This window comes from Vibrio gelatinilyticus (assembly GCF_022836845.1).
Lineage (GTDB): Bacteria > Pseudomonadota > Gammaproteobacteria > Enterobacterales > Vibrionaceae > Vibrio > Vibrio gelatinilyticus.
The window spans coordinates 127,832-146,678 of sequence record NZ_JAJNNZ010000010.1 but is presented as its reverse complement, the minus strand read 5'-3'; the positions used below and the strand labels follow the sequence as shown (position 1 = coordinate 146,678).

Sequence of the window (18,847 nt, the reverse complement as noted above, 5' to 3'; positions counted from 1 at the left end):
GTTCACAACGTTAGGGCTTTGTTATTCGGCAATATAATCAAACTGCGGCAACGACAGAGATTTCCACCAACAACTCTTCTCGAGCCATACTGGCCTCTACGCAGGCTCTGGCAGGCGCGTGACCTTCTGGAACCCAGTTGTCCCAAACCTCATTCATGGCTTTAAAGTCATCCATGGTCTTTACGTAAATGGTTGCTGAAAGTAGCTTTTCACGGCTAGAGCCGACACTTTCTAATAACTCGTCAACCTTCTCAAGCATGGTCGTTGTTTGATGAGTGATGTCCTTGGTTGAATCTTTCGCTACTTGCCCACAAAAATAAACGGTACCATTATGGATTACCGCACGGCTCATTCGCTGTTTTGTTTCTTTTCTTTCAATCATTCGCTTACCTTTGATACCGAACATACCTCAATATGACTGTGAGGCAACAACAAGTTTGGAATGATAATGCCGAATCACTTTATGCTGCAATCTATTCCAGAAAATTCCTTTTGAACTAGAGATGCTTATCAAGAATTCAAGCGACATAAGCGAAGTCGAAAGCTATCTATGATGCCAGGGCAAATGCAGGTAGCGCTCTAGACGCAGAGAGTAGAACTCACTGAGTTCTTCATCGTCTTCATCGTGACAGTCTGTACAAATATCTTTAGCAGCAACCTCTTCGTGGGGGATATGGCACTCGACACACTCCATTGATTCACTTTCTTGGTGCTTAATATTGTGCTGAGGCCCTTCCAGATTTGCCAGACTGTCATGACATTCTACACAGCTACTATACTCAAACTCTAAATCATCGGAAGGTGATTCATCTTCGTGACATTGCCCTGCGCATGTTTCATCAAGTAAATGGAAGTTGGCTAGGTTGTCCTGCTTTGGATTTGGCAGATCATCAGCCAAGACTGCTAAGCATGTCATAGCGAGAGTCAGTGTTACCAGATATTTTATTATTGTCATCCCTTCCTCCTTACCACTGACCGTTGGTATGCATATCACGCTGAATTTTCTCGTGGCATGTAGCACATAAACCTATACGAAAAGCTTTGCTAATGCCCCTAAAGGGGTCTACATCTTGATGAAGACTATGGCACGTTGAACACACCATTTTGTTGACGTGAACATCATGCGTCCACTCGCTGTCTCTTAGACTGGCGGGTGAATGGCACGCAATACAACGTTCATTCTGCTCAAAAGCGGATAGATTCGCATGGTTGTCAAAAGGGATTACATTTGGAAAAGCGTCATCTTTTGGGTGATGCCCCTTATTGCTGTGGCATGCTGAACAATTGTCATAGAACTTTGCGCTGGCGTGTACTCCAACTGAAGTGATCGCCTCGATGCCTTTTAGCAAGCGTTTTTTTTGATGACAGCGAATGCATCGTCGGTTCTCTTTTTCGATGACTGACAAGTTATTTTCCGTTGAAAGCTGAGAGTCAAAGCTCGCTAGAGGGTATTCCAGTATCGTTGTAGCGTACAGATACGCTGGCACTGACAGGCTCAGTACTCCCAACCAAAGTCCAACGAATATTCCCAAGTACCGATTACTTCTCATAAGCGAAGCTTCCTAAGATTTAACATGTCCCACCATGAATAAAGGGCTGGTTTTAGCCAGCCCTATCATTGTTACCTATTTAAATTCTAGGTTGAGCACACCACGGTGGAAGATGTGATTGATTTGAGAGTTATCAAACACAGCAACGCCAAACGGATAAGCTTTGCTTAAGTCTTTAAACTGTACATCTTGCGTCTCAGCATTTTCACCGGTGGTTACTAGCTTACGTTTCATTTCCAGAGTCCAAACACCGTCTTCCCATACAGCGCCAACTTCAATGTCACCGCGAGAACCGGTAAAAGGTTTGCCTGTAAGGCCTGGAATACGATCGGTTTTGTCGTAATCAGCAGTAAACGGCTGCTTCTCTGAATCCAGTATTAACAAGGTTTCGTCAGTAAGATTGGCGGCAACATAGGCTGGTTGACCATCTTTAATGTTATTCACGTAACCACCACCGGTTTTGCTGTCTCCTTTACGCCCCCAGCCCTTGTTCTCTTTCGGGTTGGTATTACTGTCAACGTATTGATCATCTAATTGATTGTGGACGGCAGTTCTCACCCCTTTCCAGTGCCACATATCAATAAATTCACCTTCTACCTTGGTGTATTTACGTGCAGGGTTTTTGTCTTTTTGGCCCGCATTCATACCATCTTTAGCTCTGTGACATGCCGCATTACAACCTTTTTCGGCAAAACCCGTTGCATTGATATCCCAATACATTGCGAACTTATCTTCATAGTAGGTATTATCATGACCGGTCGAGTCTTTATTCATGAGTTGCTTCCATGTTCCATCTTTTTGTTTTATCCAAGGGAAGCGGTCGATACTTTTGGTCGGGTCGGCATAAGTCACGAGAAAATAGATGTATTCATCGTCATACAGAGATTTCAATTCAACGCTGGTTTTCTTAATACCTTCGTAACCGTTATTCGGTTTATAGGGGAGTTTATTGACTTTCACCGTTAACGCCTTTGCTTCCTCCCAAACGGCTTCAGTTTGACCGTCTATGGTAACTTCCGTTGCAGCTTTACTGCTTTCCAAGACTTTGCCCTTAGCTTGAGCGAATCCAACAGGTAAGGTGGTCAGCGCAAGGATTGTGCTGACGGCGATAAATGAATGTTTCATAGCGATCTCCTGATGCCTATTCATATCGAATATCATAAGAATAGGTAGCAAATTTCGGCTTTTGCTTGATCCCCATCACATAGGTAGACAGTGTGAATATTAACCACACAAACTGTGAGTCAAAGCAACATCTATATCGCCAATATGGATCAAAAAAGGGGATGACTGCTATTGTCATCCCCTCTTTATAATTACGCTATTTAGGATAGTTAACTAACGTTTTTGATTGTTTTCAATACTGGTAAGGTAGTCGTCTTTCTCTTGCCATACGTTATTTAGCCACTTATGAAAATGACGTTTGAACTGCTTGTCTTTGAAATAATCACCGGAAACGTTTTCATCCATTGGGTAAACCTTAACACGTACAACAACGCGGGTTAGTTTACCTTTTAACATATCAATGAATGGTGATTCTTGGTTTTCGGGATAGGCCAATGTTACGTCTACAATGCCATCCAACATATCGCCCATTGCATTTAGAGCAAACGCTAAGCCGCCAGTCTTGGGTTTCAACAAGTGCCTATAAGGCGTTTTTGCCGTTGCCAATTTATCTTGGCTTGCTCGTGTCCCTTCCACAAAATTAACCAGCGTGGTGGGTGCTAGCCTGAACTTATCACAAGCTTTGTGAATCGCATCAAAGTCATCATTACGTCGTTCAGGGTGACGTAGCAGGTACTCGCGAGAGTGGCGCTTCATAAAAGGCATATCTAGGCCCCAACAAGCGAGACCCACAAAAGGAACATACAATAAATCATGCTTGAGGAAGAACTTAGTCGCAGGAATTTCGTCTTTCAGTACACAAGACAAAATAACGATATCCGACCAACTTACGTGATTAGACATCATCAAATACCATTGCTCTTTTGACAAAGAGTCGTCGGTCTCGATCGTCCAGTTGATACGATTGTTAAAATTCAGCATTTTAAAGTTGCATGTCGCCCACAACCAAAACTGCTTATTCGCTAACTGTGTTAGCGCTTTTTTTACAAATGAAAAGGGCAGTAAGATCTTAATCAGGGCAAGTAAAGACACAACAAGTGCGGTAACAGCAGTATTAATTGTGACGAACAATACAAACGTCACTAAACGTAAATTTTCAAACATGATTAACAGCAGGTTACAAAAAAAAGGCAGTATACCGTTTTACGTAAGCATCAACTAACGTTAATTCCTATGGTCGTGCCAGTGTTACCAGAAACTCAGCGAGGATCACTTTCACTTTCACGCAAAGGAATATGGGTTATTCCATAAAAATTCCTACAAATTGTATTGTGTGTGCAGAATTATCAATAAAGGCAGTTCCAGCTATGACACACAATAACCATGAAACTCTGCCCAAGGACGCTGGCGGAAACAAAATCATACGGATAGCCAAAACCACCTTACTCTACATTTTTAAGCTCATTGTCGGCATGGCCATTTTGGTGGGGGCCTCTGTCGCTCTCTCTAAACTGGGTGCCATCCACGGTAAAGACTTACCAGAAAGCTATTTCAGTAATGGTTACCCAACCATAGTGAAGCTACTCGATTCTGAAGTGTTTATGGGCTTTGTCTTCTTCGTTACCGTCGCCATACTCGTCTATGTTGTTTACCTTTTCTGGTGCTTACACGAAGTTGCTGTTCACCGCGCCGCCGCTATGTCGAGTGCACATACGCAAATCGTTTTTGCTTTATCACTTTGTGGGCTATTTATCGACAAAACGTGGTGGGTTCTTGCCATCATTATCGCATTTGCACGATGGGATGTTCTATCCGCTGGCTTGTCCAACATCATTCGCAACGGCCGTGAACCCATAGAAAAAAGTGAGGCGTAAACCATGAAAGAGATCATGCTGCCCTATGTGCTCATTTGCTGGATATTGGTAAAAACAGGCGTTGTGCGTTGGACCTTACGCAATGCGGTCATCATCATTGGTATTGGTATTGCGTTGGCATTAGCGCTTTTTACTGCCCACCGTTTCTGGTCACCTGCCGATTTAACAGATAGTACCACCGTGAAAGCACCGCACGCCGTGCTTAGCCCGCTGGTAGGTCAAGAGGTCGAACACGTTTACGTATCACACAACCAAAAAGTGAACAAAGGTGATTTGATCTACACCTTACGCACTGAAGATACCGAATCTCAACTAGAAAGCTTAGCGGCCCAGAAGAAAGCCTCACAAGCGGAAATTCTGGCTCTAACCTATAAAATTGACAACGATAGAAAGCATCTTGTTCGTCTTGAGAAACTTGACGATTTTGCGCAGGACTCACAGCGTGATGACCTGCGCACCAGCATCGAATCAACTCAGGCTCAGATTGCTTCTGTTAATGCTCAGATCTTAAACATCGACGCCCAGATTGCCACTGCAAAATGGCAGAATGAACGTCGTGAAATTAGAGCGCCTTTTGATGGGCAACTGTCTATTACCAATATTGTCAACGGTACTCGTATTGGTAACATGCACCTATACGACACCAATAAAAAGTTCGTCGAAATGCGCATTGCTGATCAAACATACTCTGGTATCGAGGTTGGCCAGTTTGCAGAGTTCTACGTTGATGCGTATCCGGGAGAGATTTTCAGAGGAAGAGTCCACAGCTTGACAACGGGTACCGGTGAAGCACAGGTATCGGTGTTAAATGGCTCGCAACATGTTCGCCGACATGTTGGTAATAACATGGGCTCTCATGGCCGCACCATTATTATTGAGTTCGATGAACCTGAGGGTTACAACATACCCATCGGTGCCACAGGCTCTGGCTGGGTCTCTGCGAAAAAGCCACACCCAATGCTTGGTTTTATGGACATTATTGGTGGCGCGACAGTGCGACTAAAATCATACAAATCGTATCTATCGGCACTTTAGCCTACGTTTGCTTTGCTTGAATACCCCACTAAGATAAAAGGAAGTCAGCAACGACTTCCTTTTCATTAAGCATTTGACTGCGCTCGCAAGGTAGTAAAGCCGTAGTAAATCCGCGTTGCGGTGGTGAACCAACAAGCAGCAGCAAATACATAAGCGATCATAGCAAAAGACTCAGGAAACAAACAAAAAGCGACGAAGCAAGCAATCGTTTCAGTGCCTTCCGTCAAACCACTCATGTAATACAGCGACTTGTGTTTATATATGGGATTTTCGATCCCTCTCTTACCGGCCATAATGGCAAAAGCTAAAAAACTGGTTCCTGTACCAATAAAAGAAAAAATCAAAAACGCACCGGCAATCGCATTGCTTTCAGGATTGGCGACAACAAAACTAAACGGAATCAGGGAATAAAACACAAAGTCCAAACTGATATCAAGAAACCCACCCGCGTCGGTGATCCCTTGTATGCGAGCTAAAGCACCATCGAGTCCATCACAAATACGATTGATGACAATCAACAATAAACCCATAAGGTAGTATTCAAAGGCGATAGCTGGCAACGCAAAACAACCAACGATAAAACCAAATACCGTCACTTGATTCGCAGTGAAGCTCCAGCGGTGGGCCACTTTGGCCAGCTGATTGAGGGGCCAGCGAATAACTTTGATGCTGATACTATCTAGCATGTACTGCTCCCTCTTTTGGCCAGTTGAATACTGGGCTTCCTGCCGGCACATCGTCTTTATCGTGCGTCACCAGTAACGTTGGGATATTCTCTCGCAATAATTGTTCTACAACCCATTGACGAAATTGAACCCTAAGCTCTGTATCTAGTTTACTAAATGGCTCATCAAGCAATGCAACTTTGGGCTTCGCTAGTAGCATACGAATTAAGCTAATTCTCGCCCTTTGCCCACCGGATATCTGCTCTGGATACGCATTAGCAAGTTCAGACAATGATACATTTGAAAGAGCGGTGAGAGCCTGCTGCTTTCTGTCATCTCCTGATACGCTTTCTGGAAGTGCAAACGCTAGATTCTCCCAAACATTGAGATGTGGAAACAATAAGTCATCTTGAAATAGTATCCCAACTCCCCTTTGATGGGCGGGGAGCGAATCAATTGCTTTGCCGTTAATCTCTATCGTTCCACTGTATTGAAAGTCAGATGCTAGGTGACCGGCAATGACATCAAGCAGTGTCGACTTCCCGCAGCCACTCGGCCCCATCAAGGTCATGATTTCCCCATTTTCAACTTTAAGTGAGAAATTCGAAAGCAGTGTCGAGCCATCCGTTTTATGGATGGCGATGTTTTTGAGACGCAGTGTCATTTGAAAATACAACCCTAATAGAGAAACGGCGATAACTACTGTGTAAACGACTTAGTAATACCGCAATAAAAAAGAATAGCAGTGGTAACAGGGCTTGCCAGATCGCATATATTGCCGTGACCCGTCGGTCAAAACCGCTCGATAATGCTACGGCTTCTGTAGTCACCGTGGCAATTCTTCCCGCTCCTAACATTAAGGTCGGCAGATATTGTGCAAGACTGACACTAACACCAATTGCCCAGGCAAACACGACCGCTGGGAACAACAAGGGTAATTTTACCTTTATCCATGCTTGAAAAGGTGTTTTCCCCAAACTAGAAGCAACGATCATTAGGCGAGAATTAAACGCCCGCCAAGGGCCATCTAATGACAAATACACAAATGGAAACGCAAAGAAAACATGCGCCCAGATAACCCAGATAAAATAAGCATCAGCCTTAAGGTATAACGTGGCTATTTGAAGACCGAATAAAATCGATAGCTGAGGCACCAGCATAGGAATCGCTATCACATAGCCCGGGATCTGCCACTTAGTTCTCAAGCGATATTCATGAGCTATGATGGCTAAGAACAACGCAACCGTGGCACTAACAATACCCAACAACATGCTATTACCTATAGCGCTGCTAATGCCTTGCCACTCATATTGCCAAAAGCGCAAACTGTACTGACTGGGTAACAAGTCGGGAAATCGCCAACGTTGTGCGACACTCCAAATTAACGTTAGTGGGACCATGACCATGGTGAGTATAGATAGAGAAATGAATAGCCCCTTACCTGGCAATACATACCCCACCCTGCCACTTGAAAGCCAAGTTCGGTAACGCACCAGTAAAAGATATTCAACGCCTCGTACCACTCCTATCAGCAAACTGGCGATGACAAACAAAATCAAGGCACCCGCCGCTGCCCGTGGTAATAATGATAGGTCAGGCTCATTAAACCACTGCCATACTAGTACTGCGAAAGTTGGTGGGTTGGTTGGGCCGATAATCAGAGCTACATCCACCACAGAGACGCTATAAGCCACTACCGCCAACATAGGGAAGCGCATTTTGTTTAACCATTGCGGAAAAAGGCACTTCCACCAGGTTTGCCAGCGATTATAACCTAACGATGCACTCACCTTTTCGCTCTCGCTAACGTTTAAATGCTGAAGCACCGGAATACTCATTATTAGTAGAAAAGGGATTTCCTTTAGAGCCAACATCAACGTTAACCCCAAAGAGTACGGGTCTTTAACGAACCACGCCATATCTCCAACAGCCTGAGGATCAGCCTGATAACCAAACCAGTGAAAAAGCACCCTTGCTCCCATTCCTGTTGGTGCGAATAAAAACGCAAAACCAATAGCAAAAGCGACATGAGGCATGGCTAACAAAGGGGACAATAGCCATTCAACTTTTCGCCAAAACGCACTGCGCCAAGTACTTTGCAGTATGATGAAGGTGATCAAGCACGCTAAGTAACTGCTCAGCAGGGACGTGCTAACTGTCAAACCAATAGAATGTTCAACTCCCGGCCAGTGCAGAGCTTGAGTGAACGCATCAGTAGACACGTTTTCAAGTCCGATGGGTGGAATATAACTAAAAGCTGAGGCGAACACTCCCACTATCCCCGGTATCAGTGGGAGTGAGCATAGCGCTATAACAACTAAATATAGGGCTCTGAGCATAATCACTGACTTATTGGCCGTAGCGTTTTTGCCATTCTGCTTCTAAAGCACCTTGCCAACTTGGGTGAGGCTCAGAAACCGATTTAAATTGGATGGTATTTTTTGCACTGCCTGTTAGATATTGACTGCTCAATATTGATGGGTCACCCCATACTTGGGTATCCCCTTTTCGAGATTGGGCCTCAGGGCTCAATAAAAAGTTAATCGCTACCTGTGCACCGGCACTTGCTTTAGCATTCCAAGGAATCGCAAGAAAATGGATATTGGATAAAGCACCACTGTCTAGCGCATAAGCTTTCGTCGACTCTGCCAGGTTGCCAACCGATTGAGCCGAAAATACTGCGTTAGGGTTAAAAGTAATAGCAAGATCTATCTGCCCGTCATCAAGTAATTGAATAGTTTCGGATGTACCTGCGGGAAACTGCTTACCACCACGCCAAGCCACTTTGTGGAACTGATCAAGGTATTGCCACAAAGCTTGAGTCACGCCAGCAAAGTCAGCCTCACTCACATCCTTTGCCAACGCAGGATCGTTCTGCGTTAAATCAATCAGTAATGCTTTCAGAAAGCTCGTGCCATGAAACTCTGGTGGCTTTGGATAGCTTAGCCTATTGGGGAAAGCTTTAGCGTAACTGAGCAGCTCTGTAAATGTTGCTGGAGGATTATTTAACTGTTGCTCGTCATATATAAAAACTAATTGACCCACACCCCATGGAGCTTCAAGACCATCGGTTGGCTCTGAAAAATCCTCTGTAACAGGTAAAGACTTATCAACTAGACGCCAGTTGGGTAATTGAGTGACAAACGGGCCAAACAACAATTGGTTTCCCTTCATCGATTTAAAGTTCTCGCCATTAATCCAGACCATATCAACACTGCCACCACTGTTTTTCCCTGCCGCTTTCTCAGCAATCAATCGCGTCGTTGTTTCTGAGATATCAGTAACTTTTACGTGTTTAAGCGTTACGCCATATTGTCTATTGAGCTCACCTCCCGCCCATTGGATATAGCGATTGATTTCTTGACTGCCTCCCCATGCATGGAAGTAGACTGTCTGTCCTTTTGCTTGCTCCTCTATCTGCGACCAATTTGATGCCAGCGCATTAAAGCTCAAAAGAGCGGCGGCGATTGCCCAAAAACTAGCTAGTTTCTTCATCATGTCATCCATTCATCCATTCATCCATTCATCCAAAAAATTGTTTGGCTTCTTGCTTGGCCAAATATCCATTAAGTTCTCATATTGTAAAAGAATAGTTCAAACATACTATCCTTTAGTGATCATCTAGATAGTAAGTCTGTTTGCGGTGACTTTAGCAATAACAGAAACTATTCATCTGGCAAAAGACCCGTTTAAAACGATATAAATTTCACCCCTACACAAAGAAGACGAAAACGTTGTTCACGTACTTCTCGGTATTGTTGGCAAAAATCATTTTAATGCAATTACCAGAATCTTCCCCTAACAAACAACGAGTTAACATTAATGTAACACAATGCAGGTATAAACGTGACCAAGATCAACTTGAACATCTCAAATTTGATGGTAGTTTAGTAACTCATTGATTGCTTGGTAACCACAAGGAGAGTGTTTTGCCCGATATTCATGTGAGTCGTTGGCGTGTCGAATCATGCCCAGAAAGCATCCAACAAAAAGTGATATCCGCTTTTGCCTACCGTGAGATGCGTGGTTCAATTTCCGATATCGAGCTTTGCCAAATGTTTGGCGAAATGATTTGGAGGAGTGGTAATCACTACCACACCCATGCGCTCTCATTCTTATTAGACGAAGAAACTCGCTGTTGTAAAATTGTCTCAAGGCAGCTTGATTAACCGATCGATTCAGAACAATAAAAAAGGCTAAGTAGATACTTAGCCTTTTTTATTGTTCTGAATTGTATTAATAGCTACATCCAACCAGCAAGTTTACCAACAGCAAACAAAACGATACCAGCCATCGCACCTGCAACGATATCATCTAGCATGATCCCTAGCCCACCGTGAACACGTTTGTCTAACCAACCAATAGGCCACGGTTTCACCATATCAAAAAAGCGAAATAGTACGAATCCTGTCAGTAACCACTTCCACTCTGTTGGGGGCAAGTTGAACAACGGCACGATGCTCATAGTGATCCAAAAACCTGCAAATTCATCCCATACGATGCCACCATGATCGTGTACACCCATATCATCGGAAGCCACTTGGCAGATCTTAATACCGACAATACAACTTACCGCAACTAAAATTAAATACGCGGGCAACGGCAATTGAACAAGCAACAAATACAGTGGAATTGATGCTAAGGTTCCCATGGTGCCCGGAATGATTGGCGATAAACCACTACCGAAACCTGTCGCTAATAAGTGCCACGGGTTTTTCATTGAAAGTAAGCTAATTGGATTTGTCATTTAATGGTCCTTAAAGTGATCATAGCCAGCCAACTCCCAATCCACCTCACACCCCTGTTCATGCAAAACGATGTGCCCTGAATTGGTGATCTGACCTATCCGTGAATATGGGATCCCGGCCAACTGCTGTTCCAGTTTCTGTTGATGTTGCTGTGGTACGGTAAAGCATAATTGATATTCTTCTCCACTTGTCAGTGCATATTGCCGTGCCAATATGTCACTTTGAGCGAAATGAAGAAGCTCATTCGATATGGGTAGCTGCTCGGTGTCGATGATTGCCCCACGCTGTGAACGAGATAAAATATGCCCCAAATCAGCAATGAGACCATCAGAGATATCAATCGCCGCTGATGCGATGCCTCTAAGCTGTGTACCTGCGAAAATCTGCGGTGTTGAGCGATAATGACGCTTTTCTAACGTTTGATTGATATCTGCCTGCATCGACAATCGCGTTTTGAGAATAATATCAAGTCCTGCCTTCGCATCACCGAGTGTTCCTGTAACATAGATACCATCCCCGTCCCGAGCTTGACCTCGAGTTAATGCCTGTCCTATAGGTACAAAGCCCTGAACTGTTAGTGTTATCGTCAAGGGTCCTTTGGTTGTGTCGCCGCCAATCAGTTGGATGTCATGCTGGTTGGCTAGTTCAAAAAATGCGCCACAAAAAGAAGCTAACCAAGGCTCATTGACCTCTGGCATAGAGATACCCATAGAGACCCATGCGGGTGTCGCTCCCATTGCTGCAAGGTCACTCAAGTTCGAAGCTAGGGCCTTATGAGCGATATCGGCAGGGCAAGCGCTAGCAAGAAAGTGCGTACCACAGACGAGTGTATCTGTACTGATGGCGATGTAGCAGTCGGCTGGAGGACTCACTAATGCGCAGTCGTCTCCTTGACCCAACACGACATCATCTCGATTGGCTTGCTGATTGGAAAAGTAGGTTTCGATTAAGTTAAATTCACCGGGCATATCAGGCTTTAATACAGAGCAACTTTGGTGGATTGAGTATATAAAAAAGGCCAGCAAATTGCTGACCTTTTTTGGTGTAATTAACTGTAACGAATTACTTTTTACGTACGTGCGGCGCAGCCTTGTCAAGTACACCATTAACGAACTTGTGGCTATCTTCAGCCGCGAATACTTTCGCAAGCTCAATAGCTTCGTTGATAACAACTTTGTAAGGTACGTCTTCACGACGAGTCATTTCGTACATTGCTAGGCGTAAAAGAGCCAATTCCATCATATCCAAATCTTGCATTGGACGTGATACAAATGGGCGCAACTTACTGTCTAATTCTGTGTGACTCAACGCAACACCCGTTAGGAGATCACGGAAATATCCAACGTCAGTTTCCGGAGCCGTCAGTGCTGGCTCTGCCGCATGATGCTCTTCTTCATCATACTTACCGCCAGACAAGAATTGTTCTTCAATTGTGGCAACATTTTCTTTGGTAATTTGCCATGAATAAATTGCTTGCAAAGCAAACTGACGTGCATTACGACGTGCGGCTGGTTTCACACTGGCCCCCATTAGGAATCGATTTCAGAAAGAACGTTGATCATTTCGAGCGCACTCAGTGCAGCCTCTGCACCTTTATTACCAGCCTTGGTTCCGGCGCGCTCGATAGCTTGATCGATGGTATCAACAGTCAAAACACCAAACGCAACTGGAAGGCTATATTCCAGAGACACTTGTGCAAGACCTTTATTACACTCACTACAAACATAGTCAAAATGTGGTGTTCCGCCACGAATTACGGTACCTAAAGATACGATCGCGTCGAATTTACCTGTTTTCGCAACACGTTGAGCCACAAGTGGTAACTCAACTGCGCCAGGGCAACGAACAACAGTAATGTTGTCTTCACTCACCTGACCGTGACGTTTCAAAGTATCGATAGCACCAGACAGCAAACTTTCGTTAATAAAGCTGTTAAAACGAGCAATTACGATAGCGATCTTTGCATTTGGAGCAGGGAAGCCACCCTCGATAACCTTCATATACTTTCCTTATAAACTATGTTCATCACGCGAGAATCGACGGATTCTAGCATAACTCAATTATTAATATCTATAGCCAAGCCCAGCTAATAGCACTTAATCGCTTGCTCGGCATTATCTGCCCACAAGCGATATCTTAAGCAACTGGAATAAAATCAAGCCCCTTCTGAGACTTACTTGCTCACGTATTCAACAACATTAAGTCCAAAGCCACCCAGAGCATGGTACTTTTTATCTGCAGAAGATAAGAGACGCATATCATGAACACCTAGGTCCGCGAGGATTTGCGAGCCCACACCAACGCGTCGTGATGTGCCCTGCTTCTTCGCCATAGTTGGCGCTTGGCCTTTATCTTGCTGCTCAAATACTTTGATTGTGTGGATAATCGATTCTGTGGTTTCTTCATTGCCAAGCAGAACCAGAACACCACCTTCTGTGCCAATGCGCTTCATGGCTTTGTCCAAGCTCCAGCTACGATCAACATTGCGGTTAGAGTGCAAGATGTCAGTAAACGTGTTTTGTAGGTGAACACGCACCAAAGGTGCTTGTGAGTCATCGCTGTCTTTACACAGTGCGTAATGAATTTGATTGTCGATCGTGTCACGATAGGTCACCAAGTTAAATTCGCCAAACTCGGTTGGTAAATGACACTCGGCCACTCGTTCAATGGTTGTTTCGGTATTATTGCGATACTCGATAAGATCGGCAATGGTGCCCAGTTTTACACCGTGCTTTTGAGCAAACACTTCTAGATCTGGGCGGCGAGCCATAGAACCGTCGTCATTGAGGATCTCTACAATCACTGACGCTGGCTCTAAACCAGCGAGACGCGCCAAGTCACAGCCGGCTTCGGTATGTCCAGCGCGAGTGAGCACGCCTCCCTCTTGAGCTGTTAGTGGGAAAATGTGCCCAGGCTGAACCAAGTCAGCTGCTTTGGCGTCTTTAGCAACCGCTGCCAGTACGGTCTGTGCTCGGTCAGCAGCAGAAATGCCCGTCGTCACACCTTCGGCGGCTTCAATCGAAACGGTAAAATTAGTCGTGAACTGAGCATTGTTGTCTTGCACCATTGGTGGTAAACCAAGGTTTTCACAACGAGACTTCGTCATGGTCAGGCAAATAAGACCACGACCGTGTGTGGCCATAAAATTGATCGCTTCAGGGGTAATATGCTCTGCTGCCATGATCAGATCGCCTTCATTTTCACGATCTTCGTCATCCATAAGAATGACCATTTTTCCTAGGCGAATGTCTTCAACAATTTCCTGTGGGGTGCTAATTGGCATTTCACGTTCCTGTTCTTTATCTGTTTTAATTCGATAGGCTTAACGTATTAAGCAAATCCATTTTGTTGTAAGAATTCCATTGAAATCCGAGATTCTGGTTCACTCGGTGACTGCGCGTGCAACAGCCTTTCCATATAACGAGCTAAAACGTCAACTTCCAGGTTTACTTTACGACCAACCTGGAATGCATCGATGGTGGTTTCCGATGTCGTATGCGGCACTATGGTCAATTTAAAGCCATTTTTTCTCAAATCATTAACCGTCAAGCTAATACCATCAACAGTAATAGACCCTTTTTCGGCAACGTATTTGCTCAATTGCTCGGGGAGCTGAATCCAAAACTCGATTGAACGGCCAACCTGATTTCGCTCCACAACTTCACCAACGGCGTCAACGTGACCTGACACAATGTGGCCACCGAAGCGCGTGGTCGGAAGCATTGCTTTCTCTAAATTTACCTTATCGCCAGCACTGTAGTCGACAAAACCGGTTTTCTTAAGCGTCTCCACTGATAGATCGGCTTGATAACTTTGTTCACCAAGAGCTGTCACGGTTAAACAAACTCCATTAGTGGCAATACTGTCACCCAGCTTAACATCGGTCATATCAAGCTTGCCGGCATCAATAGTCACACTGATGTCTTCGCCTTTTGGGGTGATAGTTCGCAGCGTTCCGACTGCTTCGATAATTCCTGTAAACATATTTTCTACTTATAAACTGGAGTTGCAATAATTCGGATGTCTTTGCCAACCATACGCACATCTTTGACCAATAAGTCTATCACATCTTCCATGTTTGACAGACCAAGCGCTGAAATCAAACCTCGGCCATCTGCGCCCATCAGCTTGGGTGCCAAATACAGGACGAGTTCATCCACCAGCTTATCTTTAAAAAAGCTTGCGGCTAACGTGGCTCCTGCCTCTACCCATACATGATTAATGTTTTGCTTCTCAGCAAGCTTGCGCAATGTGGATGTTAGGCATATGCCCTGGCCTGCTACTTCAGGAGCCAATACATCCGCATCGTGGGAAGAAACTCGGACAACCTGCCCCTCACATTGATACAGCTTAAGCTCTGGGCTTAGTCTATTTTGACGGTCTAAAATAACACGCTGAGGTTGGCGAAGTTGCGACTCGCTGATGTGTTCCTGCACCCAACTAGGCAATTCGCTGTAACGAACATTAAGTGAAGCATTGTCTTCTATCACCGTTTGACTGGTCGACAAAACCGCACAACTTTGAGCTCGAAATGCTTGTACATCTGCGCGAGCGTTCGACCCTGTGATCCACTGGCTTTGACCATTAGCCAAAGCCGTTTGACCATCAAGGCTTGATGCCATTTTAAGTTGAACAAACGGTAATCCTGTTTCCATCTTTTTAAGAAAACCAGGGTTTAGAGCTCTGGCTTGTTGTTCCATTAAACCCACTTGAACTTCAATTCCAGCAGCACGCAGCATATCAAAGCCTCGCCCTGCCACTTGAGGGTTTGGGTCACTCATTGCACAGATCACTCTGCCTACTTTGGCATTAATGAGCCCCTGCGCACAGGGAGGTGTGCGGCCGTAATGAGAACAAGGTTCTAACGTAACGTAAGCCGTTGCACCGACAGCTTTATCATTAGCCATCGCTAGAGCATGAACTTCGGCATGCCCCTCACCAGCCTTAAAGTGAAAACCTTCACCTACGATCTCACCTTCAACGGCAATAACACATCCCACATTAGGGTTAGGTGAAGTGGTAAAACGTCCATTTTTAGCCAATTGAATTGCTCGATTCATCATCGAACGGTCGGTGGCAGTGAAGCCCGTCATGGTTAATCTATTACCTTTAATCTGCTAGCTTGGCGATCTCTTCACCAAACTCTTTGATATCTTCAAAGCTTCGATAAACAGAAGCGAAACGAATGTAGGCCACTTTATCAAGATCTTTCAATTGCGCCATAACAAGGTTACCAATCATATCGCTAGGAACTTCTCGCTCACCTGTGGCTCTTAATTGCGATTCAATATGACTGATCGCCAGTTCGATGGCATCGGCACTGACCGGACGTTTTTCTAACGCACGTTGTATCCCACCCACCATTTTCTCTTTATTAAATGGCTCACGATTGCCGTTAGATTTTATAACCTTTGGCATCACCAGTTCGGCGGTTTCAAATGTCGTAAAGCGTTCACTGCATGCTAAGCATTGACGGCGACGGCGAACCTGATGCCCATCTGCGACCAGACGAGAATCAATTACTTTCGTGTCATTTTCAGAACAAAAAGGACAATGCATAACACCTCCTGAAATTGTGTTTTTTGACTGGATTGTAGTCTAACGAAAAATATTCCGTTAAGAAATCAAGATGGTTGTTATTTAACGTATTCCTGGATGGCTTCACACTGTTGCCATTCAAATTGCTCTATCAAATGATGCCAGATTGCATCAAAGCTGGCTTTGATGGTAACGCTATCCTTTGTATATGGGTGAATGAAACTTAACTCTGAGGCATGAAGTAGTAATCGATGAGCGTCATAGTGCTCTCTAAAAAGACGATTATGGCGACCATCACCATGTGTAGTGTCTCCAATGATGGGATGACTCAAGTGGTGCATGTGTCTTCTAAGCTGATGCTTGCGCCCGGTTTTGGGCTTCATTTCAACCAAACAATAACGACTAGTCGGAAAACGACCAGTAGACAATGGCAACTCTACTTCCGCTAGTGGCTCGTAGATTGTGACTGCCGGCTGAGCGTCTTTTTCTTGGCTCGCAAATTTATCGGCGATCTTATCTAACTCCACTTTCAGTGGGTAATCTAATGTATCCCCTTGTTCAATCCAGCCACGAACTACTGCGTGATAGGTTTTTTGCATTTCTTGGCTAGCAAACAAAGGCATCGCTTTCGACGCTACCTCGCTTGATAATGCGAACAGTAACACACCCGAAGTCGGTCTATCTAAGCGATGTAAGGGAAACACATGTTGACCGATTTGGTCGCGTAGCGTCTGCATCACAAAGCGAGTTTCGGCTTTGTCTAACCAAGAACGGTGAACCAGCATACCTGCGGGCTTATTGACCGCGATAAAATATTCGTCTCGATAGAGGACCTCCAGCTCGACAGCTGGGGTAGCCTGGTTTTCTAGTGTACTTTGCGCAACATCAACCACGGGCGACCTCATCAATTTTTCTTAGGGTTAATAAAATCGGAGCATATTGAGGAGAATGCTTCCAGCACTCTTCAAAGTAAGGTGTGATTTCAAACCCCTTAGGTAACCCTTGTCCTGCATTGAGTAACACGACCATTCGGTCGATGAAGACCCACTGCAGCCACTCATGGGGTGTAAGTGTATCTATCGCGAAAGGTTGCTCACTTGCCAGCGCCTCTTCAGAAGGGGCACTTTTTTGCCAAAGTTGACACTGTTTAAGCGCCAATTCCAGCTCATTCAATAACGGTTTCATTGTCTATCTCTTCTCTAATTACGTTAGAGAGTTTGAATCAGGTGGTTAAAATTAGCCAACATGACCTTGAAAATTCGCGTTAGAATACCATTTATTGCTTTATACCCAAACCGCTCTAGGAATCTCAACAATGGATACCATTCATACTCTCACTCAACTGCTCACCCAAAGTGACTGTAATTACCAGATTTACGACCTCTCACGTCGTGTGCAGTTAATTGATAATGCTACCTTTGAGCGCGTTGAAAATGCTAGCCAGCCCTATCCTTTCCCGATTCAACGTCAAGCACAGTTTGCCGTTGCCTATTGGAATGAGAGTAACCAACCTTGGATTTGGTTCTTAAAATTCAATCTTGATGAACGCGGGCTTCTCAATCAAGCTGACGTGGGCCAGTTCTTAAAATTTGTGATTGAAGCCATGGGAACTAGGCTAAATCAAGCAATGACCGATGAACAACAGAAGAAACTGTCAAATAACCCGTTCACCTTCAAACCAAAAGAAGACAAAATGGCGCTCTTCCATAGTGTTATTCGTTTTGAAATGAACTTGCCAACCAGTCAGTATTATCAACACGCGCGTGAATACTTCCTTGGCAATCTAGGCTGGGACCAGTGGAAAACTGTCGGTTTACAAGGGATCACAGATATCTGTGCTCGACTGTCTGTTGATGATAACAACCGTATGATACGCAGCTCACTAAACAAAGTCGCGAGAGAGCCCTTATATGCGTTGCTCGGTGCGCTTGAACATATTTCGCTCAATGAAAAGCTGGCATTTTCGTTACGCGAACTAGCATTATTGGAATGCAAGAGCGACGATCCGGATCTGTTTTTTCTGTCGGCTATCACGCGTGCGCTTTCTGGTGCACCAGCGAATGAGCTTGAAAGCGTTGTTTCCGAAATTCTGGCCAGCCCTAGATTGAGCCATCAAGAGGTACTCATCGGCATTGCTGGTCGTGCTTGGGCACCACTGGCGAACCCGACTATCGCAGAAAAATTTCTTTTGCGCCTTGCTCAAACGGGTAACCAAGCACTGTTTAATCAGATCTTTGCCGATCTCGTTATGCTGCCGAGCTTGCGATTGGTGTTATTGCCTTTATTGCACTCAAACCCTTCACAGGAGCTTGCATCAGCACTGATGGCTCTACAACAAGCAACGACTAATACCGTCAAACATTAGATAGGAT

Annotated in this window: 23 protein-coding genes; 4 read left to right on the top strand and 19 right to left on the bottom strand. The window is 44.7% G+C overall.

Features of this window, described 5'->3' with window-relative positions; translation table 11 throughout:
* Positions 1-37 precede the first annotated feature (37 nt).
* The 5 genes from LNL84_RS13525 to LNL84_RS13505 form a co-directional block, all read right to left on the bottom strand.
* The gene (locus LNL84_RS13525) at positions 38-382 is read right to left on the bottom strand and encodes a RidA family protein (protein WP_244358097.1); all 345 of its coding nucleotides are present in this window, start codon (positions 380-382) and stop codon (positions 38-40) included.
* Between the two features lie 162 nt (positions 383-544).
* Entirely contained in the window at positions 545-955 is a 411-nt protein-coding gene (locus LNL84_RS13520) for a cytochrome c3 family protein (RefSeq protein ID WP_244358096.1), read from the bottom strand.
* A gap of 10 nt (positions 956-965) precedes the next feature.
* Positions 966-1,550 (bottom strand): cytochrome c3 family protein, encoded by a 585-nt coding sequence (locus LNL84_RS13515; RefSeq protein ID WP_244358095.1) that lies wholly within the window; start codon positions 1,548-1,550, stop codon positions 966-968.
* A 75-nt stretch (positions 1,551-1,625) separates the two neighbouring features.
* Positions 1,626-2,675, bottom strand: a complete 1,050-nt coding sequence (locus LNL84_RS13510; protein WP_244358094.1) for an ethylbenzene dehydrogenase-related protein — start codon at positions 2,673-2,675, stop codon at positions 1,626-1,628.
* Between the two features lie 213 nt (positions 2,676-2,888).
* Complete coding sequence (locus tag LNL84_RS13505) at positions 2,889-3,779, bottom strand: acyltransferase (RefSeq protein ID WP_244358093.1); 891 nt, start codon at positions 3,777-3,779, stop codon at positions 2,889-2,891.
* A 203-nt stretch (positions 3,780-3,982) separates the two neighbouring features.
* Here LNL84_RS13505 and LNL84_RS13500 point away from each other — a divergent pair, with 203 nt between their 5' ends.
* Both LNL84_RS13500 and LNL84_RS13495 read left to right on the top strand, forming a co-directional pair.
* The gene (locus tag LNL84_RS13500) at positions 3,983-4,489 is read left to right on the top strand and encodes a magnesium transporter (protein WP_244358092.1); all 507 of its coding nucleotides are present in this window, start codon (positions 3,983-3,985) and stop codon (positions 4,487-4,489) included.
* Positions 4,490-4,492: 3 nt separating this feature from the next.
* Entirely contained in the window at positions 4,493-5,524 is a 1,032-nt protein-coding gene (locus tag LNL84_RS13495; protein ID WP_244358091.1) for an HlyD family secretion protein, read from the top strand.
* 65 nt (positions 5,525-5,589) lie between these two features.
* Here the strand turns inward: LNL84_RS13495 and LNL84_RS13490 are convergent, their stop codons facing one another.
* Genes LNL84_RS13490 through LNL84_RS13475 form a run of 4 tightly spaced genes read right to left on the bottom strand, consistent with a single transcriptional unit; the run spans position 5,590 to position 9,684 of the window.
* On the bottom strand, positions 5,590-6,210 hold the full coding sequence (locus tag LNL84_RS13490) for a CDP-alcohol phosphatidyltransferase family protein (protein WP_244358090.1): 621 nt from the start codon (positions 6,208-6,210) through the stop codon (positions 5,590-5,592).
* Positions 6,200-6,853, bottom strand: coding sequence for an ATP-binding cassette domain-containing protein (locus LNL84_RS13485; protein ID WP_244358089.1), 654 nt, complete (start codon positions 6,851-6,853; stop codon positions 6,200-6,202). Before LNL84_RS13485 ends, LNL84_RS13490 begins: the two co-directional genes overlap by 11 nt.
* Positions 6,819-8,528: an ABC transporter permease gene (locus tag LNL84_RS13480; RefSeq protein ID WP_244358088.1), complete on the bottom strand. Its 1,710-nt coding sequence runs from the start codon at positions 8,526-8,528 to the stop codon at positions 6,819-6,821. Before LNL84_RS13480 ends, LNL84_RS13485 begins: the two co-directional genes overlap by 35 nt.
* A 10-nt stretch (positions 8,529-8,538) precedes the next feature.
* Positions 8,539-9,684, bottom strand: a complete 1,146-nt coding sequence (locus tag LNL84_RS13475) for an ABC transporter substrate-binding protein (protein ID WP_244358100.1) — start codon at positions 9,682-9,684, stop codon at positions 8,539-8,541.
* 434 nt (positions 9,685-10,118) lie between these two features.
* On the opposite strand from LNL84_RS13475, the gene LNL84_RS13470 reads away from it, so the two are divergent.
* The gene (locus LNL84_RS13470; protein WP_244358087.1) at positions 10,119-10,358 is read left to right on the top strand and encodes a hypothetical protein; all 240 of its coding nucleotides are present in this window, start codon (positions 10,119-10,121) and stop codon (positions 10,356-10,358) included.
* A gap of 74 nt (positions 10,359-10,432) precedes the next feature.
* Here LNL84_RS13470 and pgpA read toward each other — a convergent pair whose 3' ends face one another.
* The 10 genes from pgpA to LNL84_RS13420 all read right to left on the bottom strand — a co-directional run bounded on the left by pgpA (position 10,433) and on the right by LNL84_RS13420 (position 17,660).
* Positions 10,433-10,936 carry a phosphatidylglycerophosphatase A gene (gene pgpA / locus LNL84_RS13465; protein ID WP_244358086.1) on the bottom strand — a complete coding sequence of 168 codons (504 nt, stop codon included), beginning with the start codon at positions 10,934-10,936 and terminating at the stop codon, positions 10,433-10,435.
* Positions 10,937-11,905: a thiamine-phosphate kinase gene (gene thiL, locus LNL84_RS13460; RefSeq protein ID WP_244358085.1), complete on the bottom strand. Its 969-nt coding sequence runs from the start codon at positions 11,903-11,905 to the stop codon at positions 10,937-10,939.
* Positions 11,906-11,999: 94 nt separating this feature from the next.
* On the bottom strand, positions 12,000-12,467 hold the full coding sequence (nusB, locus tag LNL84_RS13455) for a transcription antitermination factor NusB (RefSeq protein ID WP_244358084.1): 468 nt from the start codon (positions 12,465-12,467) through the stop codon (positions 12,000-12,002).
* A complete protein-coding gene (gene ribH, locus LNL84_RS13450) occupies positions 12,467-12,937 on the bottom strand; it encodes a 6,7-dimethyl-8-ribityllumazine synthase (RefSeq protein ID WP_004741508.1) in 471 nt (156 codons plus the stop codon). The genes nusB and ribH overlap by 1 nt, the downstream gene beginning before the upstream one ends.
* 173 nt (positions 12,938-13,110) lie before the next feature.
* Entirely contained in the window at positions 13,111-14,220 is a 1,110-nt protein-coding gene (ribBA, locus tag LNL84_RS13445; protein WP_244358083.1) for a bifunctional 3,4-dihydroxy-2-butanone-4-phosphate synthase/GTP cyclohydrolase II, read from the bottom strand.
* 47 nt (positions 14,221-14,267) lie between these two features.
* Complete coding sequence (locus LNL84_RS13440) at positions 14,268-14,921, bottom strand: riboflavin synthase (RefSeq protein ID WP_244358082.1); 654 nt, start codon at positions 14,919-14,921, stop codon at positions 14,268-14,270.
* A gap of 5 nt (positions 14,922-14,926) precedes the next feature.
* The gene (ribD, locus tag LNL84_RS13435) at positions 14,927-16,030 is read right to left on the bottom strand and encodes a bifunctional diaminohydroxyphosphoribosylaminopyrimidine deaminase/5-amino-6-(5-phosphoribosylamino)uracil reductase RibD (RefSeq protein WP_244358081.1); all 1,104 of its coding nucleotides are present in this window, start codon (positions 16,028-16,030) and stop codon (positions 14,927-14,929) included.
* Positions 16,031-16,046: 16 nt separating this feature from the next.
* Positions 16,047-16,496 carry a transcriptional regulator NrdR gene (nrdR, locus tag LNL84_RS13430; protein ID WP_244358080.1) on the bottom strand — a complete coding sequence of 150 codons (450 nt, stop codon included), beginning with the start codon at positions 16,494-16,496 and terminating at the stop codon, positions 16,047-16,049.
* A gap of 77 nt (positions 16,497-16,573) precedes the next feature.
* On the bottom strand, positions 16,574-17,380 hold the full coding sequence (gene truC, locus LNL84_RS13425) for a tRNA pseudouridine(65) synthase TruC (protein WP_279611028.1): 807 nt from the start codon (positions 17,378-17,380) through the stop codon (positions 16,574-16,576).
* Positions 17,361-17,660, bottom strand: coding sequence for a YqcC family protein (locus tag LNL84_RS13420; RefSeq protein WP_244358079.1), 300 nt, complete (start codon positions 17,658-17,660; stop codon positions 17,361-17,363). Before LNL84_RS13420 ends, truC begins: the two co-directional genes overlap by 20 nt.
* Positions 17,661-17,790: 130 nt before the next feature.
* Between LNL84_RS13420 and LNL84_RS13415 the strand changes: the two genes are divergently transcribed.
* Positions 17,791-18,840, top strand: coding sequence for a DUF3549 family protein (locus LNL84_RS13415; RefSeq protein WP_244358078.1), 1,050 nt, complete (start codon positions 17,791-17,793; stop codon positions 18,838-18,840).
* Positions 18,841-18,847: the final 7 nt, after the last annotated feature.

What these genes read in the sequence shown, in the direction of transcription:
- LNL84_RS13480 (WP_244358088.1), bottom strand. Translation starts at nt 8,528, where the DNA reads ATGCTCAGAGCCCTATATTTAGTTGTTATAGCGCTATGCTCACTCCCA.
- LNL84_RS13475 (WP_244358100.1), bottom strand. Translation starts at nt 9,684, where the DNA reads ATGAAGAAACTAGCTAGTTTTTGGGCAATCGCCGCCGCTCTTTTGAGC.
- LNL84_RS13490 (WP_244358090.1), bottom strand. Translation starts at nt 6,210, where the DNA reads ATGCTAGATAGTATCAGCATCAAAGTTATTCGCTGGCCCCTCAATCAG.
- LNL84_RS13415 (WP_244358078.1), top strand. Translation starts at nt 17,791, where the DNA reads ATGGATACCATTCATACTCTCACTCAACTGCTCACCCAAAGTGACTGT.
- ribD (WP_244358081.1), bottom strand. Translation starts at nt 16,030, where the DNA reads ATGACGGGCTTCACTGCCACCGACCGTTCGATGATGAATCGAGCAATT.
- LNL84_RS13500 (WP_244358092.1), top strand. Translation starts at nt 3,983, where the DNA reads ATGACACACAATAACCATGAAACTCTGCCCAAGGACGCTGGCGGAAAC.
- LNL84_RS13485 (WP_244358089.1), bottom strand. Translation starts at nt 6,853, where the DNA reads ATGACACTGCGTCTCAAAAACATCGCCATCCATAAAACGGATGGCTCG.
- thiL (WP_244358085.1), bottom strand. Translation starts at nt 11,905, where the DNA reads ATGCCCGGTGAATTTAACTTAATCGAAACCTACTTTTCCAATCAGCAA.
- nusB (WP_244358084.1), bottom strand. Translation starts at nt 12,467, where the DNA reads ATGGGGGCCAGTGTGAAACCAGCCGCACGTCGTAATGCACGTCAGTTT.
- ribBA (WP_244358083.1), bottom strand. Translation starts at nt 14,220, where the DNA reads ATGCCAATTAGCACCCCACAGGAAATTGTTGAAGACATTCGCCTAGGA.
- LNL84_RS13515 (WP_244358095.1), bottom strand. Translation starts at nt 1,550, where the DNA reads ATGAGAAGTAATCGGTACTTGGGAATATTCGTTGGACTTTGGTTGGGA.
- LNL84_RS13440 (WP_244358082.1), bottom strand. Translation starts at nt 14,921, where the DNA reads ATGTTTACAGGAATTATCGAAGCAGTCGGAACGCTGCGAACTATCACC.
- LNL84_RS13420 (WP_244358079.1), bottom strand. Translation starts at nt 17,660, where the DNA reads ATGAAACCGTTATTGAATGAGCTGGAATTGGCGCTTAAACAGTGTCAA.
- LNL84_RS13495 (WP_244358091.1), top strand. Translation starts at nt 4,493, where the DNA reads ATGAAAGAGATCATGCTGCCCTATGTGCTCATTTGCTGGATATTGGTA.
- ribH (WP_004741508.1), bottom strand. Translation starts at nt 12,937, where the DNA reads ATGAAGGTTATCGAGGGTGGCTTCCCTGCTCCAAATGCAAAGATCGCT.
- LNL84_RS13520 (WP_244358096.1), bottom strand. Translation starts at nt 955, where the DNA reads ATGACAATAATAAAATATCTGGTAACACTGACTCTCGCTATGACATGC.
- pgpA (WP_244358086.1), bottom strand. Translation starts at nt 10,936, where the DNA reads ATGACAAATCCAATTAGCTTACTTTCAATGAAAAACCCGTGGCACTTA.
- truC (WP_279611028.1), bottom strand. Translation starts at nt 17,380, where the DNA reads ATGAGGTCGCCCGTGGTTGATGTTGCGCAAAGTACACTAGAAAACCAG.
- LNL84_RS13525 (WP_244358097.1), bottom strand. Translation starts at nt 382, where the DNA reads ATGATTGAAAGAAAAGAAACAAAACAGCGAATGAGCCGTGCGGTAATC.
- LNL84_RS13505 (WP_244358093.1), bottom strand. Translation starts at nt 3,779, where the DNA reads ATGTTTGAAAATTTACGTTTAGTGACGTTTGTATTGTTCGTCACAATT.
- LNL84_RS13510 (WP_244358094.1), bottom strand. Translation starts at nt 2,675, where the DNA reads ATGAAACATTCATTTATCGCCGTCAGCACAATCCTTGCGCTGACCACC.
- nrdR (WP_244358080.1), bottom strand. Translation starts at nt 16,496, where the DNA reads ATGCATTGTCCTTTTTGTTCTGAAAATGACACGAAAGTAATTGATTCT.